Origin of the sequence: Nonomuraea sp. NBC_00507 (genome assembly GCF_036013525.1) — a bacterium.
In the GTDB taxonomy this organism is placed as follows: domain Bacteria; phylum Actinomycetota; class Actinomycetes; order Streptosporangiales; family Streptosporangiaceae; genus Nonomuraea.
Genome location: NZ_CP107853.1, coordinates 9,608,700 through 9,621,053 on the forward strand (window position 1 = coordinate 9,608,700; position 12,354 = coordinate 9,621,053).

Here is a 12,354-nt window from a genome sequence, read left to right on the forward strand (position 1 = left end):
CATGCCGTGCTTGCTCAAACAACACAATCTCGTAGAGGCACTTCTGGATCTACCAGGCGTTCCGCGTCGAGACGGTGTCCCGCGCCGATGATTCTGCGTCCCTGGACGAGATCTCGCGGCCGATCCACGGCGAGCACCGCGGCCAGAGCGCCGTCGCCGTCGAGCCAGACGGCCGACCACTTGCCCTCCGGGTCGCCGCGGTAGATGAGCCGCTCCCCCGCCGGGTGATGCCCGGCGTATTGGACCATGTGCCCGAACTGCTCCGACCAGAAGTACGGCACCGGGTCGTACACCTCGTCCTCGCCCAGCAGCGTCGCGGCGGCGACCTCGGGGGCGTTGAGCGCGGTGTCCCAGTGCTCGATCCTGAGCCTGGTGTGGAAGCGGCGCGACCACCAGGCGGCGCAGTCCCCGACGGCGACCGTGTTCGGCAGGGAGGCCCGCAGGTGCTCGTCGACGACGACGCCGTTGTGCAGGTCGATGTCGGCGTCGGCCAGCCATTCGACGGCGGGCCGCACGCCGATGCCGGTCACGACCACGTGGGCCTCGACGAACTCGCCGTCCACCAGCCGCACGCCGCCCTCGTCCACGGACCGGACCATGGTGTTCAGGCGCAGGTCGATGCCCTCGTACCAGCGCTGGGTGCGGGCCCCGATCTCCGTGCCGACGGCGGTGGCGAGCGGGGTGGCCGCCGCCTCGATCACCGTGACCGCGCAGCCGGCGCGGCGGGCGGCGGTGGCCACCTCGGCGCCGATCCAGCCGGCGCCGATGATCGCGACCCTGGCCCCGGGCACCAGCATGGCCCTGAGCTCGTGGGCGTCGTCGAGAGTGCGCAGCACGTGCTGAGGACCGTCGCCGGGCAGCATGATCGGCTCGGATCCGGTGGCGATGACCAGCCCGTCGTAGCCGATCTCACCCTCGGTCGTCTCCACGACGCCCGCGCGCAGCGCCTTGGCGCCCACACCCGGGCGGAAGGCGACGTCGAGTGCGTCCAGGTCGGTGTCGACGAAGCTGGTATCGGCCTCGCCGAGCAGCACGCTCTTCGACAGCGGCGGGCGGTCGTAAGGGCGATGCCGCTCCTGCCCGATCAGGGTGATCCTGCCGCCGAACCCGCGCCCGCGCAGCGTCTCCACCGTGCGGACGCCTGCCAGGCCCGCTCCTACCACCACGACATGGTCCACGTTCAAGACCCTAACGGGGGGCGTGCTTCGGCGGCGCACCGAGGCCGTAGGCTGGGGACGTAAGACGCGCGGGAGTCCGGCCGTTACCGGGCTGAGAGGAAGGCTGCAGCGGGCCTTCGACCGCAAGACACCTGATCCGGATCATGCCGGCGAAGGGAGCGCATGTGGATGTGATCGTAGGCGGCGGCATCGTCGGACTGTCCATCGCGTGGCGGCTGGCCCGGTCGGGGCGGCCGGTCACGGTGGTGGATCCGGCCCCGGCCTCGGGGGCCTCCCACGCGGCGGCGGGGATGCTGGCCCCGGTCAGCGAGGTGACCTACACGGAGACGCCGCTGCTGCGACTGGGGATGGCGTCGCTGCGCCGCTGGCCCTCCTTCGCCGCCGAACTGGCCGAGGACGCGGGCTGGGCCGAGCGCCCGGCGGCATCCGACGGCGAAACGCCGGTTGCGGATGCGGGAGGCCGGGGTGCCCGCGCAGGCGCTTCCGACGGGCCCGCGGCCGGGCCGTCCGGCGGGCCCGGGGTCGGGCCGTCCGGCGGGCCCGGGGTCGGGCCGTCCGGCGGGCCCGGGGTCGGGCCGTCCGGCGGGCTGGAGATCGGCGAAGGGCCACGGCGCGGGCTGGACCTGCGGGCGGACGGGACGCTCGATGTGGCGTTCGGGGCCGACGATCTGGCGGCGCTGGACGAGCTGGCGGCCTACATGGACAAGCTCGGGCTGCCGGTCGAGCGGCTGACCGGTCGCGAATGCCGGCGCCTGGAGCCCATGCTGGCCCCGTCGGTGCGCGGCGGGCTGCTCGCTCCCGAGGACGCCTGGGTGGACCCGCGGCGGGTGACGGCGGCCCTGCTCGTGGCTCTGGACCGGCTGGGCGTGCCGCTGGTGCGGGCACGCGCCGCGGGTCTCCTGCGGGACGCGGACGGCAAGGTCGTCGGGGTACGCCTGGAGCCGTCACGAGAGCCGTCCGAGATCAGGGCGGAGCGAGTCGTCCTGGCGGCCGGGGCCTGGAGTGCCGAGCTGGCGGACGTGCCGGTGCGGCCGGTCAAGGGGCAGATCATGCGGTTGCGTTCCCCGCAGCCGCTGCTCAGCCGGTGCGTACGCGGCACCGTGCACGGCTCCTACGTCTACCTGGTCCCCCGTGGCGATGGCGAGCTGGTGGTCGGCGCCACCCAGGAGGAGCTGGGGTTCGACACCAGGGTGACCGCGGGGGGACTCTACGAGCTGCTGCGGGACGCCAGGGAGCTGGTGCCGGGCGTGAGCGAGCTGGAGGTCGCCGACGTGGTGGCCGGGCTGCGGCCGGGCACGCCGGACAACCTGCCGATCATCGGCCCGAGCGGGACACCGGGGCTCACCCTGGCCACCGGGCATTACCGGGGCGGCGTGCTGCTCGCCCCGCTCACGGCTGCCCTCGTGCTGGCCGACTCGGGCAGCTCAGGCAGCTCGGGCGGCTCGGGAGACGTGGGCGGCTTGGGCGGCTTGGGCGGCTTGGGCGGCTTGGGCGGCGATGAGGGTGAGCTGGCGGCGTTGTGCTCGCCGGGGAGGTTTCGGGAAATCTCATGATTGTGATGATCAACGGGGCCGCGCACGAGGTCGCCGACGGCATGACCGTGGCGCAGGCCGTACGAACGTTGACTACGGCCACCACCGGGGTGGCCGTGGCTGTGAACGACGAGGTGGTCACGCGGAGCGCTTGGGAGACGACGGCGCTCAGCGACCGGGACCGCATGGAGGTTCTGACGGCGGTGCAAGGTGGATGATCTGATCATCGCCGGGGAGAAGTTCTCCTCCCGGCTCATCATGGGGACCGGCGGCGCGCCCTCCCTCGAGGTGCTGGATCAGGCGCTGGCCGCGTCCGGCACCGAGCTGACCACGGTCGCCATGCGGCGCCTCGACCCGGCCGCCCGCGGCTCTGTGCTGGACGTCCTGCGCAAACGGGACATCAAGGTGCTCCCGAACACGGCCGGCTGCTTCACGGCGGGCGAGGCCGTGCTGACGGCGCGGCTGGCCAGAGAGGCGCTCGGCACGAACTGGGTCAAGCTCGAGGTCATCGCCGACGAGCGGACGCTGCTGCCCGACCCGATCGAGACGTTCGACGCCGCCGAGCGGCTGGTGGCGGACGGATTCGTGGTCCTGCCGTACATCGGCGACGACCCGGCGCTGGCGCGGCGGCTGGAGCAGGCCGGCTGCGCGGCCGTGATGCCCCTGGGAGCGCCGATCGGCTCGGGACTGGGCATCCGCAACCCGCACAACATCGAGCTGATCGTGGAGGCCGCCTCGGTGCCGGTAATCCTCGACGCCGGCATCGGCACGGCCAGCGACTCCGCGCTGGCGATGGAGCTGGGCTGTGACGCCGTCCTGCTCGCCACGGCGGTCACCCGGGCGCAGCGGCCCGATCTCATGGCCGCGGCCATGAAGTCGGCGGTGGTGGCGGGGCGGCTGGCGCGGCAGGCGGGCCGCATCCCGCGCCGCCGCTACGCCGAGGCGTCCTCCCCCATGCCCCCCTGACACGCCCAACGCCCAACGCCCAACGCCCAACGCCCAACCCAGGCGACACCGCCCACGCCGGGCTCGGCCGACGGCCCGCTTCCGCCGTCCGTCCCCGCCGGGGCGTGAACGGCGGTGGGGTGGTGGCGCGGGTGAGCCTGTGTCCGGTTCGGGAAGCTTGGGCACGTTCCATCGGGCACGGCTCCGCATCAGTTTCGGGCGGTCGGGCCCTGCGAGTTGCAAAACGCCCGTAAACTCAGCGGGGTGGACACGACGACTGCGGACCCCCTGGTCGGGCGGCTCCTCGATGGGCGTTATCGCATCGAAAGCCGGATCGCCCGGGGCGGTATGGCGACCGTCTACCTCGCGCTGGACGTCCGGCTCGACCGGACGGTGGCGTTGAAGGTCATGCACAGCTCGCTCGCCGAGGACCCTGCGTTCGTCAGGAGGTTCATCGGCGAGGCGAAGTCGGTGGCGAGTCTTTCCCACCCCAACGTGGTGCACGTCTTCGACCAGGGCACCGACAACGACGTCGTCTATCTGTCGATGGAATACGTGCCCGGCCGGACGCTGCGTGACATCCTGCGCGAGCGCGGCCGGCTGCCGGCCCGCGAGGCGCTGGAGATCATGATTCCGGTGCTCGCCGCCCTCGGCGCGGCCCACCAGGCCGGGTTGGTGCACCGTGACGTGAAGCCGGAAAACGTCCTGCTGACCGACGACGGCCGGGTCAAGGTCGTCGACTTCGGCCTGGCCAGGGCCATCGAGGCGACGAACCAGACCCGTACCGGCGTGATGATCGGCACGATCGGTTACATGGCGCCCGAGCAGGTCACGACCGGCGCCGCCGACGTGCGCAGCGACGTCTACGCCGCGGGCATCATGCTGTTCGAGCTGGTGACGGGGCAGCAGCCGTACGACGGCGAGACGCCTATGTCCGTGGCCTACCGGCACGTCCACGACACCGTGCCGGCGCCGTCGTCGGTGGTCCCCGAGGTGCCGCCGCTGCTCGACACGCTCGTGGCGCACGCGACGGCACGCGAGCCGGGGGACCGCCCCGCCGATGCGACGGCCATGCTCGTCGCGGCCGTGGACGCGCACCGGATGTTGCCCAGGACGACCACTCCGCCGCTGTCGCATTCCCAGCCTCATGGGTCGTTCCGCCAGCCCGCGCCGTCCCAGCCGCACGCCAGGACGAGTGTGCACGGCGCCCCGTCGGCGCCGCAGGCGGCGCCCGCGCACACGCTGATCCAGCCGCGGGCCGAGATACCGCAGCGGCGCGGGTTCCGGCCCAACTGGTTCCTGGTGACGCTGGCGGGCGTGATGGTCGTCGCGGTCGCGCTGACCGGGTGGTTCTTCGCCCAGCCCGATTACGTCCCCGTGCCCGATCTGGTGGGCAAGAGCCTGGACGTGGCCGAGAAGACCGCCGCCAGGGACGGCTTCAAGATCAAGACGGTGGACGGCATACACGACGAGAACGTGGCCGAAGGGCTCGTCCTCAGGACCGACCCGGTGGCCAAGACCGAGGTGGAGCAGGGCGCCATGATCACCTTGGTGCCCTCGCTCGGGCCCAAGCGCGTGATCGTGCCCGACGTCGAGGGCATGACCGACAACGAAGCCCGCGCCGCGATCGCCAGTGCCGGGCTGACCGTGGGCTCGGTCACGCGCGTGGCCAACACTGAGGTCGAGCGCGACAAGGTCATCCGCAGTTCTCCGCAGAACGGCGAGAAGGTGAAGGAAGGCGCGAAGATCGCCATCTTCGTGAGCGCCGGGCTGGTCATGCCGGACGTCTCGGGCATGCCGAAGGACGAAGCCGCCGCCTACCTCGGCCAGCAGGGCTTCCAGGTGCAGGTCCAGGAGGTGGACGACGACGCCGAGCCGTGCACGGTGATCGCCCAGACGCCCAAGGCCAAGTCCGAGGTGGATCCTGGCGCGCAGGTCACGGTCACGGTGGCGCGCTGCCAGGACTTCCTCAACTGGTTCGGGCGCGGAGGCGACGACGAGGCACGTGACGATCAGGAGTTCCGCCTGGTGCCCGGCGTGATCGGCAAGGACGTCAAGGACGCGAAGTCGGAGTTGGAGACGCTCGGGTTCAAGGTGCGGGTGCAGCGGCTCGGGAACAGGGGCGTGGTGCAGTTCCAGCGCCCCCTCCCCAACAGCGAGCGCCCGCCCGGCACCACGGTCCTCCTCTGGCACTGACGCCCCCGTCAGCCGGATGCGCGGTGGACGCGACGGCGGCCCCGAGCCGGCGGGGCGTCAGGTCAGGTGACCGTGGAGGCGGACTCGGGCCAGGCCGCCGTCGGGGTAGACATCGACACGTACATGGGTGATCGGGTCCGTGTGGTCGAGTCTGAAGCGGTGGGCGGTGTCGGGCTGGAGGCGGGTCCGGGGCAGGAGGTCCACCTGGCGCGTGGCCGGGCCTTCGCCGTCGAGGCCCGTCAGGGAGGTCCAACCGGGGGCGTTGAAGAGCAGGTTCGTGGTGTCGATCTCGGCGAGCCGGATCAGGCCGCGGCCGGCCAGGCGGATCACCAGCCAGTCGTTGCCCTCGTCCCTGCGCCGCGCGGTCTCCCAGCCCTCCGCCTGGTGGCGGGCCAGCCCGGGGAAGATGACGTTGTTGGGCGCCGAGTAGAACTCGTTGGAGCAGGCGATGACCAGCGCGCCGTTCTGGAGGGCGGCCAGGTCGAGGCTGAGGCCCTCGTACACGGACAGGTCGGGGCGGGGCTCGCCGTGGACGCGGAGGCGGGCGACGCCCCCGTCGGGGAAGATGTTCAGCCGTACGTGGGTGTAACGGGCCTCGTCGGCCACGTCGAAGTGGTGCTCGGCGTCACCCTTGAGGTCGACTCTCGGGACGATCTCCACCCAGTCGGCGGCCGCCAGCTCGGCGGGTGAGGGGTAGCCGTCGACGGCGGCGGCCTCGACGGAGGCGTGCGGCGGGTAGTTGCCCTTGAACCAGGCCGTGTCGATCACCACTCCGCGGATCACGCCGGGGATCCCGAGACGCACCAGCGCCCAGTCGTGGCCGGGTTCGCGGCGGCGCCGGGTCTCCCAGCCGTCGTAGACCTGGCCCTTGTTACCGAACGTCTCCGCCTGGAAGCCGGGCCGGCCCGGCCTGACCAGGCTCTCCTTCTCGGCGAACGACTCGTCGCTGGCGGCCACGACCGAGCCGCCCAGCGTGCGCAGGGCGAGGTCCGGCAGGGTGGTGAAGCGGGGCATCTACTTTTCTCCCAAGATCAGGTGCTGCTCGGCCGGCTCTCCCACCATCATGCGCTCCCCGGCCGGCAGGAACCGTCCGTGCGGCTCGCCGTCCACCGGACGACCTCGCAGCCAGGTGGTCAGGACGGCGCCCTTCAGTACGCGGCCGTGGTAAGGCGTGACCGCGTTCTTGTGGTGGAGGCGGGCGGCGTCCACGGGGTTGTCGGCGGCGGGGTCGAAGGCGACCAGGTCGGCATCGTTGCCCGGTTTAATGCCACCCTTTCCAGAAATATCGGCCAGTGCTGCCGGGTTGGCGGACATCCAGCGCACCACATCCCCCAGGCCGTGCCCCCGGCGGGACGCCTCCGTCCATACGGCGGGCAACCCGAGCTGCAGTGAGGCGATCCCGCCCCAGGCCGCGGCGAAGTCGGGGACCTTCAGATCGGCGGGCGACGGCGAGTGGTCGGACACGACGCAACTCAGCACGCCCCTCGCCAGCCCCTCCCACAGCCGGTCCCGGTTGGCCTCGGAGCGGATGGGCGGGCAGCACTTGTACGCCGTGGCCCCCTCCGGCACCTGCTCGGCCGTCAGCGTCAGGTAGTGGGGGCACGTCTCGGCCGTCACCGCCACGCCGTCGGCCTGGGCGGCCTCCAGCACGTCGAGGCAGTCGGCGCTGGAGACGTGGAGGATGTGGACGCGGGCGCCGGTCTCCCTGGCCAGCTCGACGACTCGCTGGACGGCGCTCCGCTCCGACGTTCCCGGCCGCGATTCCAGGAATTCCGGATATGTGGGGCCTGCGGGATCCCGTAGCAGGGCCGGGTCCTCGGCGTGCACCACCATCAGCCCGCCGGAGCCCGCAAAGCCGGCGATCTCCTCCAGCGCCCGTCGCAGGTCGGCGTGCTCCAGGGGCGGGAACTCGTCGACGCCCGACGGCGACATGAAGCACTTGAACCCGTACACGCCGCGCTCGTGCAGCGGCGCGAGGTCCTTGACGTTGCCCGGCACGGCCCCGCCCCAGAACCCCACGTCCACGTGGCACTGCCCGCGCGCGGCCGCCAGCTTGGCCTCCAGAGCCGCCACGCTGATCGTGGGCGGGAGGGAGTTGAGCGGCATGTCGACGATCGTGGTGACGCCGCCCGCGGCCGCCGCCCTGGTCGCCGAGTCGAACCCCTCCCAGTGCGTACGCCCGGGCTCGTTGACGTGGACGTGCGTGTCGACCAGCCCGGGAAGCAGTGCCAGGTCGTGCAGGTCGACGTCCTCGGCGGCGTCGAGCGGCGCGGCGTAGTCGTACAGGGCCGTGATCTTCTCTCCCCGTACGGCCACCGCGGCCGCCCGCTCCCCTTCCGGCGTGACGGTCCGGCGGGACCGGACCACGAGGTCCAGCTGCGTCATCTACTCCCCTTCGAGGTGGTCGGCGGCGATCCTGGCGGCGAGGCGCTCCAGCAGCGGCCCCGCCTCGGCCATGCAGCGGTCGAGGTCGGGCTCCAGGTCCGTGAGGGCGTACGCGGCCTGGATGCCCGCGGCCTTCAGCTCCTCATCGCTGAGCGTACGCCGCCCGCAGACGGCCACCACCGGCACACCTGCCTTGGCCGCCGCCTGCGCCACGCCGATCGGCGCCTTGCCGCGCAGCGACTGCTCGTCCAGCGACCCCTCGCCGGTGACGACCAGCCGCGCGCCCTCGACGTGGGTGCCGAACCCGAGCAGCCCCAGCAGGTAGTCGATGCCGGGCCGGATGTCGGCGTGCAGGAACGCCAGCGCCGCGAACCCGACCCCGCCGGCCGCCCCCGCCCCCGGCGCCCCGGCGACGCCCATGGGCCGGGGCATATCGTCGTGCTCGACCGCGCCCAGCAGGCCATGCGTCTGTGTGGCCACGGCCGCCAGCCGGGACAGCGCCGCCTCCAGCGACTTGACGTCTTCGGGGGTGGCGCCCTTCTGGGGCCCGTACACGGCGGCCGCCCCATGCGGGCCGAGCAGCGGGTTGTCCACGTCGCTCGCCACCACGAACTCAACCCCAGAAATATCCATAAATTCGGACATGTCGATGCGGTCCAGGCTCGTCAGCGCCGCCCCGCCCCGCGGCAGCTCGTTGCCGCCGACGTCCAGCAGCCGAGCGCCGAGCGCCTGCGCCATCCCCGCTCCCCCATCCGTGCACGCGCTGCCGCCCAGCCCCAGCACCACCCGCTTGGCCCCGCGCCGCACGGCGTCCGCGACGAGCTCGCCCGTGCCGTAGCTGGTGGCGGTCAGCGGCTCGCGCTCCCCCGGCAGGCGGCGCAACCCGGACGCCTCGGCCAGCTCGACCACGGCCGTGTCGTCAGCGGTGTGCCAGGCGTACGAGGCGGGGACGCGCTCGCCCGTCGGCCCGGTCACCTCGATCGTGATCCGGTCGAAGCCACAGGCCACGGCGGCGTCGACGGTCCCGTCGCCGCCGTCGGCCACCGGCAGCTCCACTGTGGGAACGCCGAGCCCCGCCGACACCCTCCGGGCCACCTCGGCCGCCGTCAGCGACCCCTTGAACTTGTCGGGGGCCACCAGAACATGCTGAACCACTACGAACTCCCACACGATGATGAACAATGGCCGGACACGCCTTCCTGCCCGGTGCGAGCGGGCAGGAAGGCGTGACGCTCATCATCCCTCAGCCCGTCCGCTGGCCGGTGCGCAGGTGGTTGAAGACGAGGTTCAGCACGATCACCAGGAGACTGCCGGTGCTGATGCCGCTGTTGAGCACGGTCTGGGCCCAGTCGGGGAACTCGGCGTAGAACTCGGGCGCACCCACCGGGATGGCGGCCACGCCGATGGACACGGCCACGATGACGAGGTTGTGGTTGCCCTCGAAGCTCACCTTGGTCAGCGTGCGGATGCCGGAGGCGGCCACGGTGCCGAACATCGCGATCCCGGCCCCGCCGAGCACCGGCTGCGGGATGGCCGCGACCACCGCGCCGAGCACGGGGATGAGGCCGAGCACCACGAGGATGCCGCCGGCCGCCGCCACGACCCAGCGGCTGCGTACGCCGGTCAGCCCGACGAGGCCGACGTTCTGGGCGTAGGCGGTGTAGGGGAAGGTGTTGAACACGCCGCCGAGCGCGGTGGAGAACCCGTCGGCCCGCAGCCCGTCGGCCAGCCGGCGCGGCGTGAGGTCCGACCCCGTCATCTCCGCCACGGCCACGAAGTCGCCGGTGGTCTCGGTCATGGACACGAGCATGACCACACACATCGAGATGATCGCGGTGACGTGGAAGGTCGGCAGCCCGAACGCGAACGGCGTGCTGATGCCGAACAACCCGGCCGACCCGACGTGCGAGAAGTCGGTGAAGCCCAGCGGGATCGCGGCCACCGTGCCGGCCACGATGCCCACCAGCACCGCCACCCGGCCGAGGAAGCCCTTCGACAGCCGGTAGACGGCCAGGATGAGCAGCAGCACGGCCGCGGCCATGGCGATGTTGCGCGGCTCCCCGTACGCCGGGCTGCCGACGCCTCCGGCGGCCCAGTTCGCGGCGACGGGCAGCAGTGACATCCCGATGATCGTGATGATGGTGCCGGTGACGAGCGGCGGGAAGAACCGCACGATCCTCGCGAAGTAGGGCGCGACCGCCACCACCAGCAGCCCCGAGACGATGACCGCGCCGTAGACGGCGGGCAGCCCGCCCTGCGTGGTGCCGATCAGCACCATCGGCGTGACGGCCGCGAACGTGCACCCTTGCATGATCGGCAGCCGCACGCCGAACCGCCACACGCCCACGCACTGGATGAGCGTGGCGATGCCGCTGATGAGGAGGTCGGCGTTGATCAGGTACGCGAGCTGGTCGGGAGGCAGCTTCAGCGCGCCGCCCACGATGAGCGGCACCGCCACCGCTCCCGCGTACATCGCCAGCACGTGCTGCAGTCCCAGCGTGCCCAGTTGCGCCGCCGGCAGCCGCGCGTCGACCGGATGCACCTCGTTCGTCACCATCGGCCACTCCAGGGGGTTCGGGGGTGGTCTCCAGTGAAACAATGCGCAGACCCGCGAGCCTATGCACATGCTCATCAACCGCCGGCCGCTCCACCCGTCGCCAGGTGTGTGATCCTCCAACTACGCTCACACCGGAGAGAGGGGCGATTGTGCGGATTTCAGCGCGGCAGAGGCAGGCGAGGCTCGCCACGAGGCATCGGCTCGCGGTCAAGGCGGCCACTCCGGAGGAGGCCGCGGCATCCGTGGTGGCGCTGCACGGCACCGACCCGGCCACGGTGTTCCTGTCCGCGGGCGCGCGGCTGGCCGCGCCTGGTCCCGAGCCGGTCGAGCGGGCCCTGTACGCCGACCGCACGCTGGTGCGGATGCACGGGATGCGGCGGACGGTCTTCGTGGTGCCGGCCGAGCTCGTGCCGGTCGTCCACTACTCCTCCAACCTGGTCATCGCCCGCAGGGAGCGCGCCTCGACGCTGAAGGCGTTCGGCGCGGGCGGCTGGGACGAGGCATGGCTCAAGGACGTCGAGGAGTCCGTGCTGCGGATCCTGGCGGAGGTGGGCGAGGCGACGACGCAGGAGCTGAGCGCGCTGGAGCCGCGGCTGCGCGAGCAGGTCAGGGTATCGGTGGGCAAGCCCTACGAAGGAGTGATCAGCCTCGGGTCGCGGCTGCTGGGGCTCATGGCGATGGAGGGCCTGCTGGTCCGGTGCGGCCGCGCGTCGGCCACCTGGATCAGCTCCATCCACCGCTGGGGGCTGGCGCCGGAGATGCGCGAGCTGGCGGCGGCCGAAGCGCAGGCGGAGCTGGTACGCCGATGGCTGGCGGGGTTCGGGCCGGGCACCGAGGCGGATCTGAAGTGGTGGACCGGCTGGACGCTGACGGAGGTGCGCCGGGCCCTGGCCGCGGTCGGCGCGGCCGAGGTCGAGCTGGACGAGGGCGTCGGCTACGTGCTGCCGGGCGACCTCGATGAGGTCCCCGAGCCGGAGCCGTGGGCGGCGCTGCTGCCCGCGCTCGACCCGACGCCGATGGGCTGGCAGGCCCGCGACTGGTACCTGCCGCCCGCGCACCGGGCCGAGTTGTTCGACCGCAGCGGCAACGTCGGGCCGACCGTGTGGTGGGACGGCCGGGTGGTGGGCGGCTGGGCGCAGCGGGCGAACGGCGAGGTGGTGTGGCGCCTGCTGGCCGACGTGGGCGCCGAGGCCGCGGCCGCCGTCGAGGCCGCCGTCCATGAGCAGGCGGCCGGGCTGGCCGCCTGGCTCGGCGGCGTCAAGGTGACCCCGCGCTTCCGAACCCCGCTGGAGCGCGGACTGTCCGCGCTCTAGGACACCGCGCGGATGAACTCCTCCAGCGAGTAGCGGCCGTCCTGGTCGGAGTCGGCGGACTCGCTCATCGCCCCCAGCGCCTCGGCCGGGAGGTCGGGGAAGTGCCGCTTCAGCTCGGTCTCGCTGATGTAGCCGTCGCCGTCGGTGTCGATCGACGCGAAGGTGCTCTTGAGCTGCACCAGCCGCTCGTCGGAGAGTTCCGCCGCCACGGGACCGCCTTTCGGATGCTCGTTTTCGGACATCTCACC

The 12,354-nt window shown here is 72.3% G+C and carries 11 protein-coding genes and 1 riboswitch; of the genes, 5 read left to right on the plus strand and 6 right to left on the minus strand.

Annotated features, from left to right (window positions below):
* Positions 1-14: 14 nt before the first annotated feature.
* A complete protein-coding gene (locus tag OHA25_RS46295) occupies positions 15-1,178 on the minus strand; it encodes an NAD(P)/FAD-dependent oxidoreductase (protein ID WP_327583218.1) in 1,164 nt (387 codons plus the stop codon).
* Positions 1,179-1,236: 58 nt separating this feature from the next.
* Positions 1,237-1,353, plus strand: a riboswitch (TPP riboswitch).
* Between OHA25_RS46295 and thiO the strand changes: the two genes are divergently transcribed.
* From thiO to pknB, 4 genes are all read left to right on the plus strand, one after another.
* Complete coding sequence (gene thiO / locus OHA25_RS46300) at positions 1,343-2,731, plus strand: glycine oxidase ThiO (protein WP_327583219.1); 1,389 nt, start codon at positions 1,343-1,345, stop codon at positions 2,729-2,731. It overlaps the preceding riboswitch by 11 nt.
* Positions 2,732-2,736: 5 nt before the next feature.
* Complete coding sequence (gene thiS, locus OHA25_RS46305) at positions 2,737-2,928, plus strand: sulfur carrier protein ThiS (RefSeq protein WP_371825851.1); 192 nt, start codon at positions 2,737-2,739, stop codon at positions 2,926-2,928.
* Positions 2,921-3,676, plus strand: a complete 756-nt coding sequence (locus OHA25_RS46310) for a thiazole synthase (RefSeq protein WP_327583220.1) — start codon at positions 2,921-2,923, stop codon at positions 3,674-3,676. The genes thiS and OHA25_RS46310 overlap by 8 nt, the downstream gene beginning before the upstream one ends.
* Positions 3,677-3,919: 243 nt before the next feature.
* Complete coding sequence (gene pknB, locus OHA25_RS46315; RefSeq protein ID WP_327583221.1) at positions 3,920-5,851, plus strand: Stk1 family PASTA domain-containing Ser/Thr kinase; 1,932 nt, start codon at positions 3,920-3,922, stop codon at positions 5,849-5,851.
* Positions 5,852-5,908: 57 nt separating this feature from the next.
* On the opposite strand, the gene alc is transcribed toward pknB, so the two are convergent.
* The 4 genes from alc to OHA25_RS46335 all read right to left on the minus strand — a co-directional run bounded on the left by alc (position 5,909) and on the right by OHA25_RS46335 (position 10,793).
* The gene (gene alc / locus OHA25_RS46320) at positions 5,909-6,865 is read right to left on the minus strand and encodes an allantoicase (protein WP_327583222.1); all 957 of its coding nucleotides are present in this window, start codon (positions 6,863-6,865) and stop codon (positions 5,909-5,911) included.
* A complete protein-coding gene (allB, locus tag OHA25_RS46325) occupies positions 6,866-8,236 on the minus strand; it encodes an allantoinase AllB (protein ID WP_327583223.1) in 1,371 nt (456 codons plus the stop codon). It abuts the gene before it with no gap.
* Positions 8,237-9,373 carry a glycerate kinase gene (locus tag OHA25_RS46330; protein WP_327583224.1) on the minus strand — a complete coding sequence of 379 codons (1,137 nt, stop codon included), beginning with the start codon at positions 9,371-9,373 and terminating at the stop codon, positions 8,237-8,239. It abuts the gene before it with no gap.
* A gap of 106 nt (positions 9,374-9,479) precedes the next feature.
* On the minus strand, positions 9,480-10,793 hold the full coding sequence (locus tag OHA25_RS46335) for a nucleobase:cation symporter-2 family protein (protein ID WP_305919953.1): 1,314 nt from the start codon (positions 10,791-10,793) through the stop codon (positions 9,480-9,482).
* A gap of 149 nt (positions 10,794-10,942) precedes the next feature.
* Between OHA25_RS46335 and OHA25_RS46340 the strand changes: the two genes are divergently transcribed.
* Entirely contained in the window at positions 10,943-12,106 is a 1,164-nt protein-coding gene (locus OHA25_RS46340; RefSeq protein ID WP_327583225.1) for a winged helix DNA-binding domain-containing protein, read from the plus strand.
* On the opposite strand, the gene OHA25_RS46345 is transcribed toward OHA25_RS46340, so the two are convergent.
* A complete protein-coding gene (locus tag OHA25_RS46345; RefSeq protein WP_305919951.1) occupies positions 12,103-12,348 on the minus strand; it encodes an EF-hand domain-containing protein in 246 nt (81 codons plus the stop codon). The genes OHA25_RS46340 and OHA25_RS46345 overlap by 4 nt on opposite strands.
* Positions 12,349-12,354 lie beyond the last annotated feature (6 nt).